The following is a 25,959-nucleotide window of genomic DNA, read 5'->3' as shown; positions in this document are numbered from 1 at the left end:
TCCATGACCAACGACGAGCGGGCAGCCGTCCGCGACGCCCTCGACAAGGTGAAGGCAGCCGACGCCGCCACCGACGCCGATGCCAGCGACCACCTCCGCAAGCGCCTTGCCAACGTGCTCCGCGAAGGCCCTGCCCCTGGCAGCCTCGGGCACCTCTCCTTCAACGGCCTCGCCGCCCNTCCAAGGCGCTGCTGCCCTCTGGCACCGTCGTGGGTGCCACCACCACTCTGGCTGACCCGGTGGCGATGGGTATGCCGCTGGCGTCGCTGCTGGCCGCGATCCCGGCCATGACGATCAGCGACGGCCCCGGCTTCTCGTATCTTCGCCAGACCAGCCGGGACAACAATGCCGCCCCCGTCACACCTGGTACGGAGAAGCCTGTCAGCCAGTACGGCCTGATCGACGTGCACGACGAACTGTCCGTGGTTGCTCACGTCTCAGAGGAAGTGCCCCGGTATTGGCTTGAGGACGACCAGAAACTGCAGGCGTTCCTGGACGCCGAACTGCGGTACGGCCTCGGGGTGGCGCTGGAGGACCAGATCATCAACGGCAACGGCGTGGACCCCAACCTGACCGGCCTCGCCAACACCAGTGGGATCGTGGTGCAGCCGTTCAACACCGACCCGATCCGCACCGCCCGGTCGGCGATCAGTGCCCTGATGGCACTGGGCGCGACCAACGCGGACGGCGAACCGTTCTACGTCCTCGGCTTGGCCGACTGGGAGGCCATTGAGACGGCCTCGTTGGACTCCGGTGAGTACGTGCTGTCCCGGCAGGGTGCGCCCGTGGATGCCGCAGCACGGCGGCTGTGGGGGCAGCCTGTCGTGCTCGCACCGTCCGTCGCAGCGGGCACTGGCTGGCTGGTGGACCCCAGCGCCGTGGTGCTTGCCACCGATGGTGAGACTCGGGTGGAGTACAACTCGGCTTCGGGATTTTCTAGGAACACAGTGATTGCGCGGTGTGAGACGCGCGCGGCGCTGGCGGTCAAGCGGCCTGCTGGGATCGCACGGCTGACGCTCACTGCTGCGTAGCCCACGGTTTCGCGGTACGGGNCGTTCGAGCGTGCCGCGAATTGCGACGGCCCCTGCACCTGCCCTGTGTGCGGGGGCCGTTGCGACGCCATTCAGTGTCCGGCGCGGGTCCGCAAAAAATCCGCAAGACAGCCACAAGCGCCCAACTATTGCCAACGGTGCTTCATGGCGTTTCCGCAGGTCAGAGGCCATCTGTCACACATAGCCAACGGTAGCCACCCCTGCGGGGCTACAACCCGGCCTATGAGCCAGCCCGTCCGCCCACCAGGCACCACCCTGTGGCGGCTCAGCCGGTGACGAACCGGATCGACCGGGACTTCAGGTCCACGGACTCGAGCTTGACCGACACCTGCTCGCCGAGCGGCAGCGCGCCGGACGACGAGGTGACGCTCGCCTCGATCGCCGGATCCTGCACGGTGATGTCGCCCTTGTGGTCGTCCTTGTCGTCGATCTCGACCACTACGGCGTCGAAGGACTCCCCCACGCGTGGCTGGAGTACGGCGGCCTCCACGAGGTTCAACACGGCATTCTCGTACTGGTTGGCGATCCGGCCCGAGTCACGCATCGTCTCGGGCACCTCGGTCAGCTTCTCGATCACCCAGGCCGGCACCTCCTCGTCGGCGCACAGCGCGACACAGATCTCGCCGGCGTACCGGTCGACGAGCCGGCGCAGCGGCGCGGTGACGTGGGCGTACTCCGACGCGATCGCCGAGTGCCGCGGCTGGGCGGGCAGCTCGCCGTTGAAGCCGACGTACCCGCTGCCGCGCAGCAGGGAGGTGCAGGCCACCACCATGGCCGCGTGGTTGGGCTTGGTCGGGTCGAGGCTGCGGATGAACTCGGGGTACTCGAGCTCGGCGGGCCACTCGATCTTGAGGGCCTTGGCGGTGCGGTGCAGCCGCTTGACGTCGCGCGGGTCCGCGGGAGGCAGCGTGCGCAGCAGGCCGACCCGGGCGTAGACCATCAACGACGCGGCGGCCATGCCGGTGAGCAGCGAGATCTGCGCGTTCCACTGCTCGACCGGGTGCTGGGCGCGGAACTCGAGCCGCCACTGGTCGCCGTCGATGTCGATCTCCTGCTCAGGCAGGGGAAGGGACACGCCGCCACGCGCGGCTTCACGCTCGAGCCGGAGCTCGCCCACCTCCTTGAGCAGGCCGAAGACCTCGTCGGCGCTCCCGTCGTCGATCGACTTCTGGACGTCGGCGTAGTTGAGCTTCGCGCGCGACTTCACCGTGGCCCGGACCACCTCGACCTTGGTGCCCTCGCCGGTCTTGTCGACGTCGATCGTCCAGAGCAGGGCGGGCCGCACCTGGTCGGGCAGCAGGGACCCGGCGTCCTCGGAGATCACCTTCGGGTGCAACGGGATCTTGGAGTCCGCGCCGTACAACGTCTCGCCGCGTCGGTTGGCCTCGACGTCGACCGGGTCGCCGGGCGTGATGAACGCGGCCAGGTCGGCGATCGCGTAGAACACGCGGTAGCCGTCGCCGTCACGCTCGATGTGGAGGGCCTGGTCGAGGTCCATCGCGCTCTCGGGGTCGATGGTGATGAACGGGATCGCCGTCTTGTCCAGCTCGGGCAGGCGCGGGTTGGCCGCGGCCTCGGCCGCCGCCTTCTCGACCTCGGGCGGGAACTCCGCAGAGACATGCATCTCCGCCTGGATCGCCGCGATGCCCTCACGGAGGCTCTGGGCGGCGACGCCGTCGTGGGTGGACCGGACTCTCACAACTCTGCTCGGCATGTGGCCACCCTAGCCATCCGAAGAGTCTGGAAAGGGACGTGACGCGGTCGCGAGAGCCCCGGTGACCGGCGTTACGGCGCAATCGGGCGTGATTCCCTACGCTGTGCGGGTGCTGATCCTGCTTCCGCCCAGTGAGGGCAAGACCGCGCCGCGACGCGGCAAGGCCCTTGACCTCGCCTCCCTCGGCTCCCCGTCGCTCACCTCCGCACGCGAGCAGGTCCTCGACGCCCTGGTCTCCCTGTGTGCCGACGGACAGGATCCGGCCACCCCGGTGCAGAACGGCCTGCTCGTCGAGCGGGCCGCCGCCACCCTCGGCCTCGGCGCCACGCAGCTCGACCTGGTCGCGCTCAACGCCGGCCTGCGTACGGCGCACACTGCCCGCGCCGACCGCATCTACACCGGCGTGCTCTACGACGCCCTCGACTTCGCCAGCCTCTCGACCGCGGCCAGGCGTCGCGCAACGTCACGGGTGGGCATCATGTCGTCCCTCTTCGGACTGGTCCGGCCGGGCGACGCGATCCCGGCGTACCGCCTCTCGGGCGACGCCGTACTCCCCCAACTTGGCTCTGTGGCAGGGTTCTGGCGCGAGAACCTCGAGCCGACGGTGCTCGACGCCCTCGGGTCAGGCCTGCTGGTCGACCTGCGGTCCGGCATGTACGCCGCGTTCTGGAGGCCGTCCCGCGACCTCGCGAAGCGCGTGGCGACCGTCCGCGTGCTCCACGAGCACAACGGCACCCGCAAGGTGGTCAGCCACTTCAACAAGGCGACCAAGGGCCGCATCGTCCGCGCGGTGCTGGAGGACGGCGGCAACCCGCGGACTCCGGGGGCCTTCGCCGATCTGCTGCGGACCTCGGTTGGAAGGTCGAGGAGTCCGCACCCGGCGCCAAGGGTGTGCAGCTCGACGTGGTCGTCGACGAGATCTGACGCGCTCGTCCGAGCGCCGGTCAGAGGCGTGAGGGCGGGAGCACCTCGGCGCCGGGACGCGCGTTGTAGAGCCGCATGGATGCCATCCGCTCGGCGCCGTCGGGGCCGCCGTCGAAGAACGACAGCACCGTCACCGAGGCCGGGGTCAGCTCCATGCGGTAGACCGCCTCGAGAGGCGCGCCGACCACGTGGGCGACCAGGGTCTTGATCGGCGTCACGTGGCTGACCACGACGACGGTCTTGCCTCCGTGGTTCGCGATCAGCCGGTCGAGGGCGGCGAGCACCCGCTCCTCCACCTGGCGGAACGACTCCCCGCCACCGGGGGCGACGTCGAGCGAACCCAGCCAGGCGTCCATCTCGTCCTTGTGCCTCTCGGCCACCTCGGCGAAGGTCAGGCCGTCCCAGGTGCCGAACTCCATCTCGGCAAAACCGTGCTCCTCCTCGATGTCACGCCCCAGCACCTCGGCGACGATCTCCGCCGACTCACGCGTGCGTCGTACCGGCGAGGCGACCACGGCGGCGATGTCACCGGCCAGCGGTTCCAGCCACTCGGCCGTCGCCCGGACCTGCTCGCGGCCCAGGTCGCTGAGGCCCGGGTTGGAGCTGGCCAGGCCGCCGGAGAAGCGCTTGTCGACCGTGTGCGGGGTGACGCCGTGGCGCACCAGGATCACCGTCGTCGGCGGACCACCCGGGTGCGACCAGCCGCGGTGTCCGGCATCGTCGGAGGCGGGCGCATCGGAGGCCGGGTCCTCGATCTCCTCGATCAGGGAGTCGGCAGGCCCGGTCCCCGGAAGCTGGTCACTCACCGGCCAGACCCCACGGACCGGCGCCTCACAGACCGGACTCGGCGGTGCGCACCAGGATCCGCGAGCACTCCTCGCAGCGCACGACCTCGTCGGCGGGGGCCTTGGCGATCACGCCGAGGTCCGCGGCATTGAGCTTCATGTTGCAGCCGCCGCACTGGCGGGCGCGGAGCTCAGCGGCACCGACGCCCTGCTTCTCGCGGATCCGCTCGTAGAGGGCGAGCAGGTCGTCGGGGAGCCCGTCGATGGCTGCGGCACGGTCGGCCACGAGCACCTCGAGCGATGCGTTGACCTCGGTGGACTTGGTGTCGCGAGCCTCGGACAGGGTGACCAGCTTGGCCACCACGTCGGTCTCCTCGCGCTCGGCCCGGACCAGCTCGGCCTGCGCCTCCTCGAGCTTCTCCATCACCTCGAGCTCTTCGTCCTCCAGGGTGGAGATGCGGCGTTCGAGGGACTCGAGCTCGTGGTTCATCCGCTGCAGGTCCTTGGGGTTGGTGATCAACCCCTGCTCCACACGGGAGCGGTCGCGCTCGCGCCGGGTCTTGACCTGCTCGACGTCGAGGTCGGCCTTCTTCTGCTCACGGGTGAGGTCGTCTACCAGGATGCGGGCGTCGCGGACCCGGTTGTTGAGCGCACGCTGGGTGGACTCGATGGCCGCGATCTCCTTGATCTCCGGCATGGAAGACACCTGGTGGCGCAGCTGGGCCACCCGCGCATCGAGTGCGGCTACGTCGAGCAGCTTCAGTTGGGAGGACGGATCGGCTTTCAGCGGAGGCTCCTAGGTGCGGGCGGTACGACGTCGTCGGCGCTTGGCGTGTGAAATGCGTGCGTATCAGAGGGCGTTGGTTCAGATGCGGAAGGTCCAGGGGTCCGTGCGGACCTCGCTCACCCGGGAGTCCACCGTATCCCCCAGCGCCTCGGCCAGCCGCGCCCGGACCACCGGCAGCCACGTGGACTCCGCGGCCCAGTGCGCCACGTCGATCAGCGCCGGCCCGTCCTTCTCGAGGAACTCGGCGGCGGGGTGGTGCCTCAGGTCGCTGGTCACGTAGACGTCGACGTCGCTCCCGGCCAGTCGATCGAGCAGGAAGTCGCCGGCCCCGCCGCACACCGCCACCCGTCGTACGACGCGGTCGGGGTCACCGCCGACGCGCACGCCCTGCTCGGTCTCGGGGAGGGCCTCGGCGACCACTTGGGCGAAGTCGCGCAGCGTGGTCTCCTCGATGACGCCGACCCGCCCGGTGCCGGTCGTGGCCAGGCCGGGGTCGGTGAGCTCGGTGACGTCGTACGCCGGTGACTCGTAGGGGTGGTTGGCCAGCATCGCGTTGACGACCTCACCGCGTCGGCGGCGTGGCAGCACTGCCTCGATGCGGTGCTCGTCGACGACCGCGATGTCCCCGATGGTGCCGATGGTCGGGTCGGAGCCCTCGAGCGGGCGGAACCTGCCCTGGCCCTCGGTGGTGAAGGAGCAGTGGTCGTAGTTGCCGATGAACCCGGCACCGGCGTCGGCGATCGCGGCCCGCACCGGTGCTGCAGCGTCGTGCGGAACGTAGACCACGAGCTTGTCGAGCGACTCCCCCTCGGCGCCGAGGATCGGGGCGAGTTCCTTCAGGCCCAGTGCGGTGGCCAGCACCTCCGAGACTCCCGAGTCGGCCTGGTCTGCGTTCGTGTGGGCGGTCAGCAGCGCGCAGCCGCCGGCCGCCAGCGTGGCCAGGGTGCGGCCCTTCGCGGTGGTCGCCGCGAAGCCGTGCACCGGCTTGAGGAACAGAGGGTGGTGTACGACGAGCAGGTCGGCGCCCCACGCCACGGCCTCCTTCGCGACCTCGGGCGTCGGGTCGACCGCGAACATGACCTTCTTGACGGTCGCCGCCGGATCGCCGTACACGAGACCGACGGCGTCCCAGTCCTCGGCGGTCCCGGGTGGGTACCAACCGTGCAGGAGCTCAACCACGTCACCAAGGGTCGTCATGGCGACAGGTTAATGGGCAGGTCTCAGTGCATGTCACGCCGCCGCAGGCCGAGTACGCCGACCGCCCCGAGCGCGACACTGACCGCGAGCACCACGAGGTAGGGGCCGGCGGCGAAGGACTCGGCCGGCACCAGGGCGAGATGGCTGAACGGTGAGACGTCGATCAGCCAGTCGGGGAACTTCAGCAGTGGCCCGAACATCATCACGACCACGCAGAACGCGAGTCCGAGCCAGGCCGCGGAAGCGAGACGCAGCACGAAGCCGGTGAGCAGCACGGCGAGTCCGACCAGCACCATCACCCCGGCACCGGCCGAGACGGGAGCCATCATCAACCGACCGAAGGAGTCCCACTCCCCGGTGGTCATGGCGTAGCCGGTGCCGAGCCCGACCGCGGAGGCGAGCAGCACGGCGACGGAGCCGAGCACGGCGATCAGCGTGTGGCCCAGGAACCAACGCACCCGGGGCAGGGCGGTCGAGAGCAACGGCTCGACACGGCCGGAGTCCTCCTCGCCGCGGGCGCGAAGCGAGGCGGAGACGGCGTACCCTCCGGCGAGCAGGGCCAGCATCAGCCCGGCGGCGCCGTAGAACCCGTCGACGAGGTCGGCGCTGCCCGCCGCCAACACCTCACGGGTGGCCTCGGAGTCGCCGATCAGGTCACCGATGTCGTTGCCCATGGTGCCGTAGGCCAGGCCGGTCACGAACAGGCCGAGGGTCCAGCCGATGAGGCTGCCGCGGTGCAGCCGCCAGGCCAGGCCGAGGTCACTGTGCAGTCCGGCGCCGGCCCGCGCCGGACCCGGCCGAGCTGCCCAGACACCGGACCCGATGTCACGCCGACCGAAGACGGCGTAGGCCGCGGCCAGGGTCACCAGTGCGACACCGAGGAGGAGGACGAGGGGCCACCAGCGTTCGTCGGCGTACGCCCGCAGGCCCTGGTACCACCCGATCGGCGAGAGCCACGACAGTCCGTTGTCGCCGACGTCACCGATCGCGCGCAGGCCGTAGGCGGCACCGAGCGCGGCTCCGACGATGCCGTACATGGCGCGGGCGCCCTGGGTCAGCTGCGCGGCGACCAGGGAGATGCCGGTGAAGCAGAGACCGGTGAGGATCAGCCCGATCCCGAGCGCCCAAGACCCGGCCGCGGGCAGTCCGTAGGCCAGCAGGCTGGCCGAGACCGCCAGGCCGACCACGGCGTTGGCCAGGGCGGTGACCATGAGGGCAGCGGTCATCGGAGCATGTCGGCCGATCGCCCCCGAGCGGACGAGCTCGTCGCGCCCGGTCTCCTCCTCGACGCGGGTGTGCCGGCCGACGAGGAACATGCTCATCAGCCCGACCATGACCGCGCCGAAGGCGGTGGCCTGCCAGGCGACCTGGCCACCGACGGTGTTCAGGGCCCGCGCCGGTCCGGCCATCGCGATGAACGCGGCATTGTTCTCCATGCTGGCCGCGGCCTTGTCGAACTCGGCCTGGGTGGAGTAGAGCCCGTCGACGCTGACCGCCTGCGACCAGTAGAGGATCGTGATGCCGATCGTCCACCAGAAGATCGCGAGCAGGTCGCGTCGTACGAAGGTGCGGAACAGGATGCCGGCTCCGGTGACGGCCCTCATCGTTCGGCCTCCGGCTGGGGCTCGACCTCGTCGCCGTAGTGGCGCAGGAACAGCTCTTCGAGGGTGGGCGGCTGGCTGGTCAGGGTGAGGATCCCGAAGTCTCCGAGCCTGGCCACCGCGGCGCCGAGCTGCGCCGTGTCGATCTCGAACTCCACGCGCTTGCCCTCGACGACCAGGCCGTGCAGGCCGGTGAGCTGGTCGAGTCCGATCGGGTCGGAGGCCAGCTGGGCGGAGACCGCCGTGCGCGTGAGGTGGCGAAGGTCGGCGAGGGTTCCAGTCTCGACGGTGCGGCCGGAGCGGATGATGCTGACCCGGTCGCACAGCCGCTCGACCTCCGCCAGGATGTGGCTGGAGAGCAGGACGCTGCGCCCGTCGGTGCGGAACTCGTCGATGCACGACTGGAAGACCGACTCCATGATCGGGTCTAGGCCCGACGTCGGCTCGTCGAGCACCAGCAGCTCCACGTCGGAGGACAGTGCGGCGACCAGGGCCACCTTCTGCCGGTTGCCCTTGGAGTAGGTGCGGCCCTTCTTGGTCGGGTCGAGCTCGAACCGGTCGAGCAGGTCGGCGCGACGCTTCTCGTCGAGGCCGCCGCGCAGCCGGCCGAGCAGGTCGATGACCTCACCGCCGGACAGGTTCGGCCACAGGTTCACGTCGCCCGGCACGTAGGCCAGGCGGCGGTGCAGCTGGGCCGCGTCGCGCCACGGGTCGCCGCCCAGGAGCCGGGTGGTGCCCTCGTCGGGCCGCAGCAGGCCGAGCAGCACGCGGATGGTCGTGGACTTGCCGGCGCCGTTGGGACCCAGGAAGCCGTGGACCTCGCCGGTCGCGACGGACAGGTCGAGGTGGTCGAGAGCCGTGGTGGCGCCGAACTTCTTGACCAGCCCCGAGATCTCGATGACATCACTCATGCCCGTCACGCTACTCCTAATTCACGAATTTGTGAAACTTCCGAACTACTTGAATTTCGGATAGTCTGAGGCCATGGCCGACGCCCCTGATCCCGCGAGTGATACGCATCCGCGACAGTTCGTGGAGGACCTCGCCTCCATGCTCAGCGGCATGGGCTTCCCCCGCATGCCTTCACGCGTCTTCGCCGCCCTCCTCGGTGCGCCGGGCGCGGGCATGACCTCGCGTGAGCTCGCCGAGTCCCTTCAGGTCAGCCCCGCCGCGATCAGCGGCGCGGTCAACTACCTGCTGCGCGTCCATCTCGTGCGCCGGCGCCGCGATCCCGGCGAGCGCGCCGACCGGTTCTCCACCGAGGCGGACCTCTGGGCCGACGCCATGATGCTCGAGATCAAGGCGTACGACGCCCTGGTCAAGCTGATGGACACCGCCCTGTCCTCGGGCGACCTCTCCCCCGATGCCGAGACCCGCATCACCGACACCCGTGACTTCTTCGTCTTCATCGGCAACGAGCTGCCGAGTCTCTACGCGCGCTGGCAGGACGAGCAGAAGTCTCGATGAGGGTCTTCTCATCCGGGTCTCACGAGGACCCCACGATGAGGCAGGATCATCCAGGTCATGGGCAAGTGGAAACTGATCCTCGCGGCAGCGCTGGTGCTGCCGATGCTGGCCTACGTCGCCGGCTCTCTCGCTGCCGCCGGTGACGCGCCCGGCGACCGCAGCCCGATCCGGATCGACGAGCCGACCGGAACGAGCGGTACGCCGACCGACCGGCCCAGCCGCACGCCGAAGCCGCCGAAGAGGTCCGACGGCCCGCGGACTGTGACCGCCGTGCCCGATGACCTCGACGACGCCACCGACGACGACGGTCGTGACGATGACCGGCACGACGGTCGCGACGACGACGGGCTGGATGACGACGGCGACGACGGTGGCGATGACGACTGACTCCCGTGGCGGACGTCGATGACTGCCGCCGACCCCACCACCCGAGATGCCCGGCGACGCCCGGGCATCTCCGTGCGCGTGCGGATCACCGCCACGGTCGCCGTACTCGTCGCCCTCGCCCTGGCCGGCGCCGGTGCGATCATCTACGCCCTGGAGTCGGCCCGGCTCGAGAACGCAGCGTCGGCCCAGGCCGACCAGGAGATCGCCGAGTTCCGCCAGCTCCAGGAGAAGGGCAAGGACCCCAACACCGCGAGGCCCTTCGCCAGCGTCGAAGACCTCCTGGTCGTGTTCCTGCAGCGCAACGTGCCCAGCGACAACGAGTTGTTCTCCGCGTGGATCGATGACGAGTCCAAGTTCGAGTCGACCTCCGACCACTCCGGGTTCAGCAGGTCCCCCGAGTTCGAGTCGGTCGTCCGCCAGCACCTGCGCAAGGGCGGGGAGGAGCTCTTCGAGTCCGAGGTCGGTGAGGTGCTGGTGACCGTGCAGCCGGTGCAGGGAACCCGCACCGGGGGCGCCCTGGTGGTGGTCACCTTCCTCGACGACTCCCGGGGCGAGCTCAAGGAGCTCATCGAGACCTACACGATCGTCTCCCTGCTCTCGCTCGGCCTGATCACCGCACTGGCCGCGTGGCAGGCCGGCCGGCTTCTCTCTCCCCTGCGTGAGATGAGCGAGACCGCCCGCGAGATCAGCGAGACCGACCTCTCGTTGCGGCTCACCGAGACCGGCAACGACGACATCACCTCACTGACCCGCACGGTCAACGACATGCTGGCCCGGCTCGAGGCGTCGTTCACCAACCAGCGCGAGTTCCTCGACGCGGCCGGCCACGAGCTCAGGACTCCGCTGACTGTGCTGCGCGGACACCTCGAGCTGCTGGACGCTCACAATCCTGAGGAGGTCGGCGAAACCCGGGCGCTGCTGCTCGACGAGATCGACCGCATGTCGCGACTGGTCAACGACCTGATCCTCCTCACCAAGAGCGCCCGGCCCGACTTCGTCACGACAGGACCGGTCGACCTCGGCGCGCTCACCGACCTGGTGCTGACCAAGGCCCGCGCACTGGGCGATCGCGCGTGGGTCGACGACGGTACGGCGACCCGCACCGTGCACCTCGACGAGCAACGCATCACGCAGGTGCTGCTGCAGCTGGCCGACAACGCGGTCAAGCACACCGTGCCCGGCGACACGATCGCCATCGGCTCGTCCGACGAGGGCGAGCGGGTGCTGCTGTGGGTGCGCGACACCGGGCACGGCGTACGACCCGAGGACCGGGAGCGGATCTTCGAGCGGTTCACCCGCAGCACCGTGCTCCGGGGCGACGACGGCTTCGGCCTCGGACTGTCCATCGTGCGTGCGTTGGTCGAGGCGCACGGTGGCACGGTCCACGTCGAGGACGCCGATCCGCCGGGCGCCCGGTTCGTCGTCGCGCTGCCCGCGGCGACGACGGGCTCGGCGTCCGGCAGCAGCTCCTCGACGGACCTGCCTCCCGACACCGGCCATGCCGACACGATCAGGTTCGAAGCAGTCCGACCCGACGTCGAGGAGCGCCCATGGCCAGCATCCTGATCATCGAGGACGAGGCCCGCATCGCCTCGTTCGTCGCCAAGGGACTCACCGCTGAGGGCCACCAGACCACCATCGCCGACGACGGGCCGACCGGCCTCGACCTGGCGCTGGGCAACGGCTTCGACCTCGTCGTCCTCGACATCGGCCTGCCCGGCATCGACGGCTTCGAGGTGCTCGACCAGCTGCGCTCGCAGGGCTCCCGTGTCCCGGTCATCGTGCTGACCGCGCGCGACTCCGTGACCGACACGGTCAACGCCCTCGAGGGCGGTGCCGACGACTACATGCCCAAGCCGTTCCGGTTCGCCGAGCTGCTGGCCCGGGTCCGGCTCCGCCTGCGGCAGTACGACGACCAGGGCGCGGCGCGTGACGACGTACTCCGGGCCGGCGCGGTCAGCCTCGACGTCCGCACCCGGCGGGCCACCGTCGACGGGACCGAGGTGGACCTCTCCGCGCGCGAGTTCACCCTGCTCGAGATCTTCCTGCTCAACCCCGGACAGGTGCTGTCGCGGGAGCAGCTGCTCGACCACGTGTGGGGCTTCGACTTCGACCCGGGATCCAACGTGGTGGACGTCTACGTCGGCTACCTGCGCAGGAAGCTCGGCGCCGACCGGATCGCCACCGTGCGCGGTATGGGCTACCGCCTCGTCCCCTGATCGTCCCACCATCGACCTGTCGCCAGTTCCTGCCGACCCGTCGCGAATACCGGTTGACCCGTCGCCAGTTCTCGAACTCACGACGGGTCGATCCGAACTAGCGACGGGTCGATCCGAACTAGCGACGGGTCAGCGGCGGACCTTGAAGCCGGCAAGGTGACCGCGGGGCTGCCGCTCGAGGACGGGCTGCAGCGCCTCGGCGATCTCGGGCGGCACCCGCTCGGGCAACGCGCCGGGATCCGTCACCAGCTAGTTGACCTGTTTGGCCTGGTCTGCCCAGTAGGGCTCACGCAGCTTGAACTTCTGCAGCTTGCCGGTCGCCGTACGCGCCAGCTCCTCGCGGAACTCGATCGAGGTCGGCGCCTTGTAACCGGCCGCCTTGTCCTTGCACCACGCGATCAGCTCGGCCTCGGTGACCTCGGCGTCCGGCGCCAGCACCACCAACGCCTTGATCGTCTCGCCCCACTTCTCACTCGGCACGCCGATCACCGCAACCTCAGCCACCGCCGGATGCGAGAACAACACGTCCTCCACCTCGATGCTCGAGACGTTCTCACCACCAGTGATGATGACGTCCTTCTTGCGGTCACTGATCGTGAGATACCCGTCCTCACCGATCACCCCACCGTCACCGGTGTGGAACCACCCACCAGCCAGGCACCGCTGCGTCTCCTCCGGGTTCTGCCAGTACCCCTCCAACACCACGTTCGACCGGGCCAACACCTCACCCTCCGCATCAGTGGACAGGCGTACGCCGATCGCCGGCGCCCCCGCACGCACCAGGTTCGACGCCCGCTCCAACGGGTCCAGGTCATCCCACTCCGCACGCGACCGGTTGATGGTCAGCAGCGGCGACGTCTCGGTCAACCCGTAGATCTGGATGAACTCCCACCCCAGCTCGGCCTCCACCCGCGCCACCGTCTTGGTCGGCGGCGGCGCACCAGCCACGATGATCCGCACCCGGTCACGACCCGGGATCTCCCCCTCCCACTCGGCCGCGGCCTCCAGCACCGCGGCCACCACCGCCGGCGCCGCACACATCACCGTCACCCCATGCTGCTCGACACGGCGCAGGATCTCCGCACCATCGATCTTGCGGATCACCACCTGCGGCACCCCCATCCCCGCCATCGCGAACGGCATCCCCCACCCGTTCGCATGGAACATCGGCAACGTGTGCAAGTACACGTCCCGATCCGAGACCCCGGCATGCAACCCGAACGTCACCGCATTCACCCAGATGTTGCGGTGCGTGATCTGCACGCCCTTCGGACGCGCCGTCGTACCCGAGGTGTAGTTGATGCACGCCGTGGCAGCCTCATCCGGCTCCCACACCACCGGCTCCACACCCTCAGCAGCATAGATCTCGTCATCGTCGCCGATCACGAACTTGAACTCCGCCTCCACCCCGGCCAGCGACTCCTCCAGCTCCGGGTCGACCAACAACACCCGGGCCCCCGAATGCTCCACGATGTAGGACACCTCATCAGGGCGCAGCCGGAAGTTCACCGGCACCAACACCCGCCCGAACCCCGCCACCCCGAAGAACGACGTCAACAACCGCGCACTGTTGTGCGAGACCACCGCCACCCGGTCACCGAACCCGACACCCAGCTCATCGAGCTTCGCCGCCTGACGACGCGCGTTCGCCGCGATCTGCGCATAGGTCAACGAACCCTGCGACGGCGCCGGCTGATCAGGCTCATCGACCACCCCCACCCGATCGCCGTACACGACAGCGGCACGATCGATGAAGTCTGCAACCTGGAAATTGACGTGCATGAATGCTCCCTCACTGGTGACGGTGATCTCACCCTAGCCAGCAACGGTTGGCCCGCGGGAGTGCCCGGCCCTCGACTTGAGACGGACGGCAGCGGTGCTGCGACGAAAGGCGATCGCACGCCGACGGGCGGCCAAAGCGGCCGCCGGGGAGCAGGAGGACAGGCTGGTGCGTCGGGACGGTTTCGAACCGCCGACCGCTCGGGTGTAAACCGAGTGCTCTACCGCTGAGCTACCGACGCATTGAGGCGCGGGAAAGACTACGCGATCGCGCAGTCGGCCCCTAACTCGCGGACACCAGGAGGACTCCCCGAAATGAGCTGCGACCGCCGGCGTCTCGGGTCACCAGCGGTCGCAACAAGGACAATTCTGCGGCGTCTCCGGACTGTGCGTCAGGGGTTTGAGAAATATCCACAAAATTGGAGACGGCGGTCCAGACCAGCCCCTGCGGAACAGGTCCGGGCAGTGCGTTCAGACCAGTGCGTGCAGCTCGCGCAGGTGCTCGTCGAGGTCGCGGCCCTCGGGCATGGCGTTGTGCACCGCCCACGAGATGCGGCCCTCCTTGTCGATGATGTACGACGACCGCCGGGGGCATCCCTTCACGTCGTCGAACACGTCGTACCGGCGCGTCACCTCGCCGTGCGGCCAGAAGTCGGCCAGCAGCGGGAAGTTGAGCCCGTCGCGATCGGCGAAGGCCCGGATCGAGTAGATCGGGTCGCACGAGACCGCCAGCACCTCGGTGTCGAAGGTCAGGAACTCGTCGAGCCGGTCCCGGATGCCGGTCAGTTCTCCGGTGCAGATTCCCGAGAACGCAAATGGGTAGAAGAAGAGCGCAACTGCCTTGCGGCCACGGAAGTCGGAGAGGGACACGTCCTGACCGAACTGGTCCCGCAGGGTGAAGTCAGGTGCCGTGTCGCCGAGCTGGAGGGGTGTCACCGAGTGCCTGTCCTAGGATTCATCGTGTTAGCGACCAAGGGGTGTTTCATGTCTGACCGTCATCTTCGCACCAGCGCCCTGGCGCTGGCAGCCGGCCTGCTGCTGCTTGCCCAGGCATGCGGTACCAACACGGGGACGACCGAGCTGAATGCGGCGATGGGAGAGCCCGCCCAGTCACCCGAACCCGAGCTCGACCCGATGGCCGGAGCCCCCGTGGTCGGCTCCTGCTACAGCATGAGCCGCACCCAGTCCGTGTCGACGACCAACACCAGGAAGCCGGTCTCCGACTGCTACGAGAAGCACAACACGCTGACCTACCACGTCGGCCTCTTCAAGGCCGGCACCACGAGCTCGGACTACGCCGTGGTCACCAAGCAGTGCAAGAAGCACCTCCCGGAGGCGACCGGTCTGAGCAAGGGCAGGCTGCTCGGCTCGGTGCTGGACTGGATCTGGTTCGAGCCGACCACCGCACAGTGGTCGGCCGGCGCCCGCTGGTTCCGCTGCGACCTGGTCGCCGAGTCGGGAGACAAGCTCAAGCTGCTCCCCGAGACCTCGAGGACGACCGACCTCTTCGCCGACGGGCTCGAGGACCCCTACGCCCGCTGCATCCGGCGGGGCCCCGACACCAACGACGACGGTGAGGACGACGCGATCTACGTGACCTGCGACAAGCCGCACGGCTACCGCTGGGCCGGGTGGTTCGAGGCACCGGTCGGCAAGAGCGCGAAGTACCCCACCGACGCACAGTTCGAGAAGTTCGCGAACGCCAACTGCGGCCGCATCGCCGGCACCGACAGCTGGTGGGTGACCTGGCCCCTCGAGGCCTGGTGGCGCGACGGCGAGCGCCGGCTGTCCTGCTACAAGTTCACGTCGTCCTGACGGGGGCGCCCGCGCTCAGGGCTGCCAGTCGAACAGCTCGCGCTTGAGCACCTTGCCGGTGGCGTTGCGTGGCAGCTCGTCGAGGACGTGGATCTCGCGAGGCACCTTGAAGCGCGCGAGGTTCGCCTTGACCCAGTCCTTGAGCTGGTCCTCGTCGACGTCACCCGTGATCACGACGAACGCGCGCAGCCGCTTGCCGAAGTCGGGGTCGTCGATGCCGATCGCGGCGGCCTCGACGACGGCCTCGTGGCGACAGAGGCAGTCCTCGACCTCCTTCGGGAAGACGTTCTCGCCTCCCGACACGATCATCTCGTCGTCGCGGCCCTCGACGTACAGGCGGCCGTTGGCGTCGTACCGCCCGACGTCACCGCTCGACATCAGCCCGTCGATGACCTCCTTGCCGCCACCGCCGGTGTAGCCCTCGAAGAGCAGCCCGTTGCCGACGAAGATGCGGCCGGACTGCCCCTGCGGGACCTCCTTGCCCTCCGGGTCGAGGATGCGTACGACGGTCGCGTGCGGCGGCTTGCCGGCACTGTCGGGAGCAGCGCGCAGGTCTTCGGGTGTGGCGATCGAGGCATAGGCGATCTCGGTCGAGCCGTAGATGTTGTAGAGGGTGTCGCCGAAGGTGTCCATCCAGTTGAGGGCCAGGTCGCCCGGCAGTGCGGAGCCGGAGGCGGCGACCACCTTGACGGTGGAGAAGTCGTAGCGCGACCGGGTCTCCTCGGGCAGCTGGAGGATGCGCTGCAGCATCACCGGGATCACCACGAACGAGTCGCACTTGTTCTCGGAGACCACCTTGAGCGCGGTCTCCGGGTCGAAGCGCCGGGTGAGTACGGCGGTCGAGCCCAGCAGCATGCCGAGCGCCAGGTGTGCGAAGCCCCACGTGTGGAACAGGGGTGCGGCGATGTGCGAGCGCCACTGGGCCCGCAACGGCATCCGCGAGAGCAGGGAGACCGCCGCGTCGATACCGGCCTCGTTGCGGGGGGCGCCCTTCGGCGTACCGGTGGTGCCGGAGGTCAGGATGATCGTGCGCGAGTGGCGGTCCGGCGGCTGGAGGTCTGCGGAGGAACCCGCGGCGATCAGCTTCTCGACGGTGTCGAGGTCGGTGTCGGCGTCTGTCCACGCCAGGATGCGGTTCTCGACGTGGGCGCCGTCGAGGAGCCCGGTGAACTCCTCGTCGTGGATCACCGCGATCGGCTTCTCACGGGCCAGGACGTCCACCAGCTGGGGGCCGGCGAAGGCGGTGTTGAGGTAGAGCACGTCGGCACCGAGCTTGGCCACGGCCAGGCTGGCGTCGACGAAGCCGCGGTGGTTGCGGCACATGATGGCGACGCCGTCACCCTCCTTGACGCCGCGGGCGCGCAGGCTCGACGCGAGGGCGTTGCTGCGGCGGTGGATGTCGCCGAAGGTGAGCGTGCCGAGCTCGTCGATCAGCCCCGGGCGGTCGGGATGGCGCACGGCCAGTGACGCGAACCCGCCGGCCACGCCGGTCCCCCAGGTGACCACGGTGCGGGCCAGCCGGGCCAGCTTCAGTGGCGAGTAGGGGCGAACGACCCCGGATCCGGCAAGCACCTTGACGGAGGTTGCGCCCGACTTGAGGCGTTCACGACCCTGTCCCATGGATGTTCCTTTCGGCCGCCCGCACGGCAGCAGCTGGTCTGAGGGACCCAGCCTGCCAACTCGCCGGTAACAATGGGAAGGTGCTCAGTGGGCGGACTTCGGCGCCACCAGCCGCGTCGCGGCCCAGTCCTTGCTCACGGTCGCGGTCGTGGTCTGCGACAGTCCGGCGATCGGGGCCGCCTCTGCGATGTCGGACGGGTCCACGGCACCGGGGCGTCCCACCTTCGGGGTGAGCAGCCAGATGACACCGCCTCCGACGAGGTCGGTCAGTGAGTCGACGAGCGCATCGACCAGGTCGCCGTCGTCGTCACGCCACCACAGGAGGACCGAGTCCACGACGTTGCCGTAGTCCCCATCGACCATGTCCGCGTCGATGCAGTCCTCGATCTGAACACGCAGGTCGTCGTCGGTGTCGTTGTCCCAGCCGAGTTCCTGGATCACGAGCCCGGGCTTGAGCCCAAGGCGTTCGGCAAGTACGGCATTCTGGGCGGCCGGGCCACCCGCGGTCGAGCTCAAGAGACTCCTCCAGTCACGCGTCACGGAAAACAGGTGCCCGTAGTCCACCGGACATCGCCCCGCTGCGCAACCCTGCGCCCCCGGAGGTGGGCACCCGGGGTCTACCCCTCGGTAGATTTCCTCCCCTGTGGGCGCGTGCCAAGATGGCGGAGTGACCGACACCACCAAGCCCTTGAATCCACCCGTAATTCATGAGGGCCTCCCGACACAGCTGCCTGACATCGACCCCGAGGAAACAGGCGACTGGCTCGCGTCCTTCGACGCCATGATCGATGAGCGAGGCCGGGAACGCGCCCGTTACCTGATGCTCCGCCTCCTCGAACGTGCCCGCGAGAAGCAGGTCGGCGTACCTGCCCTGCGCAGCACCGACTACATCAACACCATCCCGCCGGAGCGTGAACCGTGGTTCCCCGGCGACGAGGAGGTCGAACGCAGGATCCGTGCGTTCATCCGCTGGAACGCCGCGGTCATGGTCTCCAGCGCCAACCGCAAGGGGCTCGAGGTCGGCGGCCACATCGCGACCTACCAGTCCAGCGCGAGCCTCTACGAGGTCGGCTTCAACCACTTCTTCCGCGGCAAGGACCACCCCGGCGGCGGTGACCAGCTCTTCATCCAGGGCCACGCCTCCCCCGGCATCTACGCCCGCGCGTTCCTCGAGGGCCGGCTGACCGAGCAGCAGCTGTTCCGGTTCCGTCAGGAGGTGCAGCACGGCAAGGGCGCTGGGCTGCCTTCCTACCCGCACCCCCGGCTGATGCCCGACTTCTGGGAGTTCCCCACGGTGTCGATGGGCCTGACCGGCATCGGCTCCATCTACCAGGCACGGTTCAACCGCTACCTCGCCAACCGCGGCATCAAGGACACCAGCGAGCAGCACGTCTGGGCCTTCCTCGGCGACGGCGAGATGGCCGAGCCCGAGTCCCTGGGCGCGATCCGCATCGCGGCCCGCGAAGAGCTCGACAACCTGACCTGGGTGATCAACTGCAACCTGCAGCAGCTCGACGGCCCGGTCACCGGCAACGGCAAGATCATCCAGGAGCTCGAGGCCAACTTCCGCGGTGCCGGCTGGAACGTCATCAAGGTGGTCTGGGGCCGCGAGTGGGACGACCTGCTGGCCCGCGACGTCGACGGCGTCCTGGTCAACCAGATGAACACCACCCCGGACGGCGCGTTCCAGACCTTCTCCGTCGAGAGCGGCGCCTACAACCGCGAGCACTTCTTCGGGCCCGACCCCCGGTTGCGGGCGATGGTCGAGCACATGACAGACCGGCAGATCGAGAAGCTGCCGCGCGGTGGCCACGACTACCGCAAGGTGTACGCCGCCTTCGACGCCGCGACGAAGCACGTCGGCCAGCCGACGGTGATCCTCGCCCACACCGTCAAGGGCTGGACGATCGACGCACTGGAGGGCAAGAACGCCACCCACCAGATGAAGAAGCTCACCCAGGACGACCTGAAGAAGTTCCGCGACCGGCTCTACCTGCCGATCAGCGACCGCGACCTCGAGTCGGCGTACGAAGCCACCGGCACCGCGCCGTTCTTCCACCCGGGCGAGAACTCCCCCGAGATCGAGTACATGATGGAGCGGCGCAACCAGCTGGGTGGCTCCATCCCGCAGCGGGTCAACCGCGCCAAGATGCTGACCCTGCCCGGCGACGGCACGTACGCCGAGCTCAAGAAGGGCGCCGGCAAGAACAAGGTCGCCACCACGATGGCCGCGGTCCGGTTGCTCAAGGACTGGATGCGCGACCCCGGCATCGGCGACCGGATCGTGCCGATCGCACCCGACGAGTACCGCACGTTCGGCATGGACGCGATGTTCCCGTCGGCGAAGGTCTACGACCCGGCCGGCCAGACCTACGAGTCGGTCGACCGCAACATGCTGCTCCAGTACAAGATGTCGACGACGGGCCAGATGCTGCACGAGGGCATCTCCGAGGCCGGCGCAATGGCGTCGGCCACAGCCGCCGGGTCGTCGTACACGACGCACGGCGAGCCGATGATCCCGTTCTACATCTTCTACTCGATGTTCGGGTTCCAGCGCACCGGCGACTCGATCTGGGCGATGGCCGACCAGATGGCGCGTGGGTTCCTGATCGGCGCCACCGCGGGGCGTACGACGCTCACCGGCGAGGGCCTCCAGCACGCCGACGGACACTCACCACTGCTCGCCGCGACCAACCCGGCCGTGGTGCACTACGACCCCGCGTTCGCCTACGAGGTCGGCCACATCATGCGCTCCGGCCTGGAACGCATGTACGGCACCAGCGAGCAGCACCCGCAGGGCGAGAACGTCATCTTCTACATGACCGTCTACAACGAGCCGGTCGCCCAGCCGGCGGAGCCCGAGGGACTCGACGTCGCCGGCCTGCTCAAGGGCATGTACCAGGTCTCGACCACGGACGCCGAGGGCCCGCGCGTGCGTCTGCTCGCCTCCGGCGTCGGCTTCCCCTGGATCGTGGACGCCCAGCGGATGCTCGCCGAGGACTGGGGTGTGCAGGCGGAGACGTGGTCGGTCACGTCGTGGAACGAGCTGGCCCGTGAGGCCATCGAGGTCGACAAGTGGAACCTGCGGCACCCGCAGGAGAAGCACCGGTCGGCGTACGTCACCGAGGTGCTGGCCGACGGCCAGGGTCCGGTCGTCGCGGTGTCCGACTACATGACGGCCGTGCCGCTGCAGATCGCCCGCTGGGTGCCCGAGGACTACCGGGTGCTGGGCGCCGACGGCTTCGGCTTCGCCGACACCCGGCCCGCGGCACGACGGTTCTTCCACATCGACGCGGAGTCGGTGGTCGTCCAGGCCCTCGGCGCGCTGGCCGATGCCGGGGAGATCGATCCGGCGCGGGTCACCGAGGCGCTCGATCGCTACCGCATCGACGACCCGACGGCCGTGGCCGGCGTGCTCCAGGAGGGCGGCGACGCCTGACCTGCTTCGTCCGCGCGGGGTCGGTCAGGCGAGGGCCTGGCCGACCTGCGGGTCGGTCTCGAGCGCGCGGAGCGGGGCGATCGGTGCCTTGCCGGCCAGCGAGCTCTGTACGTCGATCTCGCCACCGCGGGCGAGCAGGTCCCGGAAGACGGCCCGGTCGTAGACGGCCGGCTGGGTGCTGCCCATGAAGCCCTGCACGATCCTGACGAACCGTTCGGGGTGGTCCTTGTGCGGGAAGTGCCCGCAGTTGGCCAGCACCTCGACACGGGACCCGGGCGCCAGGGCGGCGGCGGTGTTGGCGTGCCGCACCGGGATCACCATGTCGTTGCGTCCCCAGATCACGCAGACCGGGACGGCCTCGGTGAGGTAGGCGCGGTCGCTCATCGTGACGACCTGACCGCGCCAGTCGACCACGGCGCGGGTGACGTGCCTGATTGCGGCCCGGGCTGCCGGATCCTTGAACGTGTCGACGATGTCGGCGACCTCGTCGAGGTCCCGGGCCCAGGTCTGGCCGGTCCCGGCGAGTGCGCGCAGGGCCGCGGTGGCCAGGTGGCGTACGCCGGGCAGGGTCAGCACGCCCAGGGCCGGGTCGGCGCCGGGCGTCGTCAGCGCGCGGATCGCCGGGGTGACCTCGGGGCCGAAGCCGCCCGAGGCGACCAGGATCATCCGCTCGGTCCGCTCAGGGAACTGGTAGGCGAACTGCATGGCCACCCCGCCACCGAAGCTGTGGCCGACCACGGTGGCCCGGTCGATGCCGAGCAGGGTCAGCAGGTCGCGCATGCCGTTGGCGTAGCCGCCCAGCGAGTAGTCGGCCCGGGGCTTGGCCGAGCGTCCGTGGCCGAGCAGGTCGGGGGCGATCACGGTGTGGTTGCGGGCCAGCTGCCGGATCACCGGCTCCCACGTGGTGTGGTCGCAGCCCAGGCCGTGGAGGAGCAGCAGCGCCGGACCGGACCCCGTGCGGACGAACGCCCGCCGGTGGCCGTGCAGGGTGACGTACTGGACGTCGAGCTTCTGCGCCGTCATCACCGCTCCTGTCTGGTCACGCCCGTCTGGCCACGCCGTCTGGTCACGGCGCCCTTCGTCTTGACAGTCGTCAAGTGAACCAGACGTCCGGCCGATTTCGGAGACCACCCGCCCGACCTCTTGCCCACTGGACCGGGTCTTGACAGAACTCTCCTTCCTGTCCATTGCAGTCATGTGACGCCGTGGTCACGATCGGCACACGCAGTGGCCGTCGCCGAGGTTCGTCGGGCCACCCGGCGAACTTCGACGTCGTCCACTAGCCTGCGAGCGTGACCCGGCCGACCACTCCACGCGAGGACGCCTCCGCACTGCTGCAGCGTGCGGTGGGTCCGCTGAGCACGGCAGCGATGGCCGGCATGGACACCGAGAAGGCCTGGTTCCGCGACCTCTCCGCGGAGAATCGGTCCTGGGTCGGCATGATCGTGCAGGCCGGTATCCGTGGCTTCATCTCCTGGTTCCGCGACCACGCCGATTCGTGGGATCTCTCCACCGAGGCCGACTCCCCCATCGCCGCGCAGGTCTTCGGGGCTGCTCCCCGTGCCCTGGCCGGTGTGATCACCCTGCAGCAGACCGTCGACCTGGTCCGCCTCACGATCGACGTCGTGGAGGCCAACCTCGACGACCTGCTCGGCGCCGAGCTGGCACCCGTCGTCCACGAGGGCCTGCTGCGCTACGGCCGGGAGCTCGCCTTCGCCACCGCCGAGGTCTACGCCAGGGCCGCCGAGTCGCGCGGCGCGTGGGACGCCCGGCTCGAGGCGCTGGTGGTCGACTCGGTGCTGCGCTCCGAGAGCGACGAGACCGTGCTCTCCCGCGCCAGCGCGCTGGGCTGGGGCGGCTCGGGCGAGGTGGTCGTGGTGCTGGGGCGAGCCGCACCCGGCTCGACGGTCAACATCTTCGACGACGTACGCCGGTCCGCCCGGGCGCACCACATGGACGCCCTGTGCGCCGTACAGGGCGATCGCATGGTGGTGATCCTCGGCGGCGTCGAGGAGCCGGAGTCCGCGGTGCGAGCGCTCAGCAAGCACTTCGCCGAAGGGCCGATCGTGTTCGGACCGGTGGCACCCGACCTGGGCAGTGCCCACCACTCGGCGACGGCGGCCCTGGCCGGCTTCCGGGTGGCTGCGGCGTGGCCGCAGGCACCACGTCCGGTCGCCGCGCGCGACCTGCTCCCCGAACGCGTCCTGGCCGGCCACGAAGACGCCAGGCGCCAACTGATCGAGGAGGTGTACCTGCCGCTGAAGGAGGGCCGCGGCACCCTGATCGAGACCCTCGACGCCTACTTCGGGCACGGTGGCTCGGTGGAGGGCACGGCCCGGTCGCTGTTCGTCCACCCGAACACGATTCGCTATCGCCTGCGCCAGGCCGCGGAGCTCACCGGGCTCACCGCCAGCCAGCCGCGCGACGGCTACACCCTGGCCGTCGCGTTGACGTGCGGACGTCTCTCCGAAACATGACGTTAACCTGGCGCCGACAACTCACTGGCGGGTAACAGGAAATTGTGGGAACCCGACAAGGAACCGCCCATGTATTTCGTGCGTGGCACCCCTCGGTCCACGGCCCGGACACGGCACAGTTGACGACGTGCTCGTCATTGTCGCTCCAGGCCAAGGTGCCCAGTCCCCCGGATTCCTCTCCCCCTGGCTCGAGGACCCCGTGTTCAGGGGTCGCTTCGAGTGGCTGTCGACAGTCGCCGGCCTCGACCTGGTGCACTACGGCACCGAGGCCGACGCGGAGACGATCCGCGAGACACAGATCGCGCAGCCGCTGCTCGTGGCCGCCGGCCTGGTCGCTGCCCTCGAGCTCTTCCCGAGCCCGGCCGACGCGTTCGGCAAGATCGGTGCCGTCGCCGGCCACAGTGTCGGCGAGCTGACCGCCGCCGCCGGTGCCCGTGCGATCACCGCCGAGCAGGCCATGGTGCTGGTCCGCGAACGCGGCCGTCTGATGGCCGACGCCGCCGCGCAGCGCCCGACCAGCATGACCGCTGTCCTCGGTGGCGACCGTGAGGAGGTCCTCGCATCGCTCGCCAAGCACGGCCTGACCCCGGCCAACGACAACGGCCCCGGCCAGATCGTCGCCGCCGGCACCGTCGAGCAGCTCGCCGCGCTGGCCGAGGACCCGCCCGCCAAGGCCCGCCTGATCCCGCTCTCGGTGGCCGGCGCGTTCCACACCGACCACATGGCTCCGGCCGTCGAGCGCATGGGCAGCCTGGCCCGCTCGGTCTCCACCCACGACCCACGCACGGTGATCATCTCGAACGCCGACGGCCAGGTCGTCCACGACGGCCGCGAGGTGCTGGCCCGCATCGTCAAGCAGATCAGCCAGCCGGTGCGCTGGGACCTCTGCATGGACACGATGCTCGACCTCGGCGTCACCGGGATCCTGGAGATGCCGCCGGCCGGCACTCTCACCGGTATCGCCAGGCGGGCGATGAAGGGCGTCGAGACGTTCGCGCTCAAGACCCCCGACCAGCTCGACGACGCCCGCGCCTTCTGCGAGAAGCACGGCGAGGCCTCCCAGATCGACACCAACCCGACCTGGCGGATGGTGGTCAGCCCCGCGAAGGGCACGTTCCACCGCGACGCCGCAGCGGCCGACGCCGTCGAGCTCGGCGAGCGCGCCCTGATCGGTGCCGTCGCCAGTCTGCGTGACCGCATAGACGTCACCGCCGCCCACGGCGGTACGGTCGTGGAATGGCTCGTCGAGGACGGCGACATCGTCTCTCCCGGCCAACCTCTCCTCCGACTCCACCCGACGGGCGCCGCCTCATGACCGCACTCCGCAGTTCCACCGGCTCAGCCGAGGCGACGATCCTGGGCGTGGGCGCCTACCGCCCGCGCCGCGTCGTCCCCAACTCCGAGGTGGTCGAGGCGATCGACTCCAGTGACGAGTGGATCCAGCAGCGCTCCGGCATCAAGACCCGTGGCTTCGCCGAGGACGACGAGACCGTGCCGATGATGTCGGTTGCCGCCTCGAAGCAGGCCCTCGAGCAGGCCGGCGTCGCCGCGGAGCAGATCGACTGCGTCATCGTCGCCACGGTCAGCCACCTGATGCAGACGCCGTCCGCGGCGTCGCTGATCGCCCACGAGCTCGGCACCAACGGTGCCGCGGCCTTCGACATCTCCGCCGCCTGCGCCGGCTTCTGCCACGGCGTCTCGCTGGCCGCCGACATGGTGCGCGGCGGCTCGGCCGGCCACGTGCTGGTCGTCGGCGTCGAGCGCCTCTCCGACATCACCAGCCCGACCGACCGCGGCACGGCGTTCATCTTCGCCGACGGCGCCGGTGCGGTCGTGGTGGGCCCGTCCGAGGTGGCCGGCATCGGCCCGGTGGTGTGGGGCTCCGACGGCGAGCACTACGACTACATCCGGCAGAACGTCGACTGGCGCGACGTGATCGCCTCCGACGATCCGCAGATGCCGCACCTGATCATGGAGGGACGCTCGGTGTTCCGCTGGGCCGCCTTCGAGATGGCCAAGGTCGCCCAGGAGGCGCTCGACCGGGCCGGGGTCACCGCCGCCGAGCTCGACGTCTTCGTGCCGCACCAGGCCAACATGCGCATCACCGACGCGATGGCGCGGGCGATGAAGCTGCCCGACACGGTGCGCATCGCCCGTGACATCGCCGAGCAGGGCAACACCTCTGCCGCCTCGGTCCCCCTTGCCCTCGAACGCATGATCACCGAGGGAGAGGCGCGCAGCGGCGACACCGCACTGCTGATCGCCTTCGGTGCCGGCCTGGCGTACGCCGCCCAGGTCGTCACCGTTCCCTGACCTGCACGTCAGACTGCACAATCAGACTGCACCACCAGAAATAACCCAACCCAAGGAGAACCCGGCATGGCCACCACTGAAGAGATCCGCTCCGACCTCGCCGAGATCGTCAACGAGGTTGCCGGCATCCCCGCCGACGACGTACAGCTCGACAAGTCCTTCGTGGACGACCTCGACGTCGACTCGCTGTCCATGGTCGAGGTCGTCGTGGCCTGCGAGGAGAAGTTCGGCGTCTCGATCCCGGACGACCAGGTCAAGAACCTCAAGACGGTCGGCGACGCGGTCTCGTTCATCGAGAACGCCGCCAGCTGACCCTCCCCCGTTCATCCCGGCCCCTCTGGGGCCAGCCCCCTCGAGGGCCCGCTTCCCAAACCGCGAAGGAA

General features: G+C 69.4%; 22 protein-coding genes, 1 tRNA gene and 1 pseudogene. 12 read left to right on the top strand and 12 right to left on the bottom strand.

Annotation, left to right across the window (positions count from 1 at the left end; all coding sequences use genetic code 11):
* Positions 1 to 179: 179 nt before the first annotated feature.
* Positions 180 to 1,031, top strand: an 852-nt coding sequence (locus ASH02_RS23155) for a phage major capsid protein (protein WP_235539108.1), incomplete at its 5' end; no start/stop codon positions are given.
* A 286-nt stretch (positions 1,032 to 1,317) separates the two neighbouring features.
* On the opposite strand, the gene ASH02_RS23150 is transcribed toward ASH02_RS23155, so the two are convergent.
* Positions 1,318 to 2,766: an RNB domain-containing ribonuclease gene (locus ASH02_RS23150; RefSeq protein WP_056687669.1), complete on the bottom strand. Its 1,449-nt coding sequence runs from the start codon at positions 2,764 to 2,766 to the stop codon at positions 1,318 to 1,320.
* Positions 2,767 to 2,827: 61 nt separating this feature from the next.
* Between ASH02_RS23150 and ASH02_RS25795 the strand changes: the two are divergent.
* A pseudogene (locus ASH02_RS25795) lies at positions 2,828 to 3,508 on the top strand (YaaA family protein); the annotation flags it as partial.
* A gap of 202 nt (positions 3,509 to 3,710) precedes the next feature.
* On the opposite strand, the gene ASH02_RS23140 reads toward ASH02_RS25795, so the two are convergent.
* The 5 genes from ASH02_RS23140 to ASH02_RS23120 all read right to left on the bottom strand — a co-directional run bounded on the left by ASH02_RS23140 (position 3,711) and on the right by ASH02_RS23120 (position 8,971).
* Positions 3,711 to 4,496: a histidine phosphatase family protein gene (locus ASH02_RS23140; protein ID WP_056891361.1), complete on the bottom strand. Its 786-nt coding sequence runs from the start codon at positions 4,494 to 4,496 to the stop codon at positions 3,711 to 3,713.
* A 25-nt stretch (positions 4,497 to 4,521) separates the two neighbouring features.
* Positions 4,522 to 5,232 (bottom strand): zinc ribbon domain-containing protein, encoded by a 711-nt coding sequence (locus tag ASH02_RS23135; RefSeq protein ID WP_442938426.1) that lies wholly within the window; start codon positions 5,230 to 5,232, stop codon positions 4,522 to 4,524.
* Positions 5,233 to 5,340: 108 nt separating this feature from the next.
* On the bottom strand, positions 5,341 to 6,459 hold the full coding sequence (locus tag ASH02_RS23130; RefSeq protein WP_057295536.1) for a Nif3-like dinuclear metal center hexameric protein: 1,119 nt from the start codon (positions 6,457 to 6,459) through the stop codon (positions 5,341 to 5,343).
* Between the two features lie 23 nt (positions 6,460 to 6,482).
* Positions 6,483 to 8,063, bottom strand: a complete 1,581-nt coding sequence (locus ASH02_RS23125; protein WP_057295535.1) for an ABC transporter permease — start codon at positions 8,061 to 8,063, stop codon at positions 6,483 to 6,485.
* Positions 8,060 to 8,971: an ABC transporter ATP-binding protein gene (locus tag ASH02_RS23120; protein WP_056687679.1), complete on the bottom strand. Its 912-nt coding sequence runs from the start codon at positions 8,969 to 8,971 to the stop codon at positions 8,060 to 8,062. Before ASH02_RS23120 ends, ASH02_RS23125 begins: the two co-directional genes overlap by 4 nt.
* A 73-nt stretch (positions 8,972 to 9,044) precedes the next feature.
* Here ASH02_RS23120 and ASH02_RS23115 point away from each other — a divergent pair, with 73 nt between their 5' ends.
* From ASH02_RS23115 to ASH02_RS23100, 4 genes are read left to right on the top strand one after another with little or no spacing between them, the layout of a single operon-like run.
* Positions 9,045 to 9,527, top strand: coding sequence for a GbsR/MarR family transcriptional regulator (locus ASH02_RS23115; protein WP_056891364.1), 483 nt, complete (start codon positions 9,045 to 9,047; stop codon positions 9,525 to 9,527).
* Positions 9,528 to 9,584: 57 nt separating this feature from the next.
* Positions 9,585 to 9,914, top strand: coding sequence for a hypothetical protein (locus ASH02_RS26750; protein WP_057295534.1), 330 nt, complete (start codon positions 9,585 to 9,587; stop codon positions 9,912 to 9,914).
* Between the two features lie 18 nt (positions 9,915 to 9,932).
* Positions 9,933 to 11,480 carry a sensor histidine kinase gene (locus tag ASH02_RS23105; RefSeq protein ID WP_082620992.1) on the top strand — a complete coding sequence of 516 codons (1,548 nt, stop codon included), beginning with the start codon at positions 9,933 to 9,935 and terminating at the stop codon, positions 11,478 to 11,480.
* Complete coding sequence (locus tag ASH02_RS23100; RefSeq protein ID WP_056687685.1) at positions 11,465 to 12,133, top strand: response regulator transcription factor; 669 nt, start codon at positions 11,465 to 11,467, stop codon at positions 12,131 to 12,133. The genes ASH02_RS23105 and ASH02_RS23100 overlap by 16 nt, the downstream gene beginning before the upstream one ends.
* A gap of 249 nt (positions 12,134 to 12,382) precedes the next feature.
* Here the strand turns inward: ASH02_RS23100 and ASH02_RS23095 are convergent, their stop codons facing one another.
* The 3 genes from ASH02_RS23095 to ASH02_RS23085 all read right to left on the bottom strand — a co-directional run bounded on the left by ASH02_RS23095 (position 12,383) and on the right by ASH02_RS23085 (position 14,848).
* Positions 12,383 to 13,915 carry an AMP-binding protein gene (locus ASH02_RS23095; protein ID WP_057295533.1) on the bottom strand — a complete coding sequence of 511 codons (1,533 nt, stop codon included), beginning with the start codon at positions 13,913 to 13,915 and terminating at the stop codon, positions 12,383 to 12,385.
* A 164-nt stretch (positions 13,916 to 14,079) separates the two neighbouring features.
* Positions 14,080 to 14,154, bottom strand: a tRNA-Val gene (locus ASH02_RS23090).
* 229 nt (positions 14,155 to 14,383) lie between these two features.
* On the bottom strand, positions 14,384 to 14,848 hold the full coding sequence (locus tag ASH02_RS23085; protein WP_056687696.1) for a peroxiredoxin: 465 nt from the start codon (positions 14,846 to 14,848) through the stop codon (positions 14,384 to 14,386).
* 48 nt (positions 14,849 to 14,896) lie between these two features.
* On the opposite strand from ASH02_RS23085, the gene ASH02_RS23080 reads away from it, so the two are divergent.
* Positions 14,897 to 15,727 carry a septum formation family protein gene (locus tag ASH02_RS23080; protein WP_057295532.1) on the top strand — a complete coding sequence of 277 codons (831 nt, stop codon included), beginning with the start codon at positions 14,897 to 14,899 and terminating at the stop codon, positions 15,725 to 15,727.
* Between the two features lie 15 nt (positions 15,728 to 15,742).
* Here the strand turns inward: ASH02_RS23080 and ASH02_RS23075 are convergent, their stop codons facing one another.
* Positions 15,743 to 17,347: an AMP-binding protein gene (locus ASH02_RS23075; RefSeq protein ID WP_056891366.1), complete on the bottom strand. Its 1,605-nt coding sequence runs from the start codon at positions 17,345 to 17,347 to the stop codon at positions 15,743 to 15,745.
* A gap of 84 nt (positions 17,348 to 17,431) precedes the next feature.
* A complete protein-coding gene (locus tag ASH02_RS23070; protein ID WP_056687704.1) occupies positions 17,432 to 17,863 on the bottom strand; it encodes a DUF3052 domain-containing protein in 432 nt (143 codons plus the stop codon).
* A 151-nt stretch (positions 17,864 to 18,014) separates the two neighbouring features.
* On the opposite strand from ASH02_RS23070, the gene aceE reads away from it, so the two are divergent.
* A complete protein-coding gene (gene aceE, locus ASH02_RS23065) occupies positions 18,015 to 20,786 on the top strand; it encodes a pyruvate dehydrogenase (acetyl-transferring), homodimeric type (RefSeq protein ID WP_057295531.1) in 2,772 nt (923 codons plus the stop codon).
* Positions 20,787 to 20,810: 24 nt separating this feature from the next.
* Here aceE and ASH02_RS23060 read toward each other — a convergent pair whose 3' ends face one another.
* Positions 20,811 to 21,809: an alpha/beta fold hydrolase gene (locus ASH02_RS23060; protein WP_056687710.1), complete on the bottom strand. Its 999-nt coding sequence runs from the start codon at positions 21,807 to 21,809 to the stop codon at positions 20,811 to 20,813.
* Positions 21,810 to 22,078: 269 nt separating this feature from the next.
* Here ASH02_RS23060 and ASH02_RS23055 point away from each other — a divergent pair, with 269 nt between their 5' ends.
* The 4 genes from ASH02_RS23055 (at position 22,079) to ASH02_RS23040 (ending at position 25,888) form a co-directional block, all read left to right on the top strand.
* On the top strand, positions 22,079 to 23,263 hold the full coding sequence (locus ASH02_RS23055; RefSeq protein WP_056687713.1) for a PucR family transcriptional regulator: 1,185 nt from the start codon (positions 22,079 to 22,081) through the stop codon (positions 23,261 to 23,263).
* A gap of 127 nt (positions 23,264 to 23,390) precedes the next feature.
* Entirely contained in the window at positions 23,391 to 24,578 is a 1,188-nt protein-coding gene (locus ASH02_RS23050; RefSeq protein ID WP_056687716.1) for an acyltransferase domain-containing protein, read from the top strand.
* Complete coding sequence (locus ASH02_RS23045) at positions 24,575 to 25,576, top strand: beta-ketoacyl-ACP synthase III (RefSeq protein ID WP_056687719.1); 1,002 nt, start codon at positions 24,575 to 24,577, stop codon at positions 25,574 to 25,576. The genes ASH02_RS23050 and ASH02_RS23045 overlap by 4 nt, the downstream gene beginning before the upstream one ends.
* A 66-nt stretch (positions 25,577 to 25,642) precedes the next feature.
* A complete protein-coding gene (locus ASH02_RS23040) occupies positions 25,643 to 25,888 on the top strand; it encodes an acyl carrier protein (protein WP_056687722.1) in 246 nt (81 codons plus the stop codon).
* The last annotated feature ends 71 nt before the right edge of the window (positions 25,889 to 25,959 follow it).

The sequence above is a fragment of the Nocardioides sp. Soil796 genome (assembly GCF_001429525.1).
Lineage (GTDB): Bacteria > Actinomycetota > Actinomycetes > Propionibacteriales > Nocardioidaceae > Nocardioides.
This window is presented reverse-complemented; position numbering and strand designations above follow the sequence as displayed.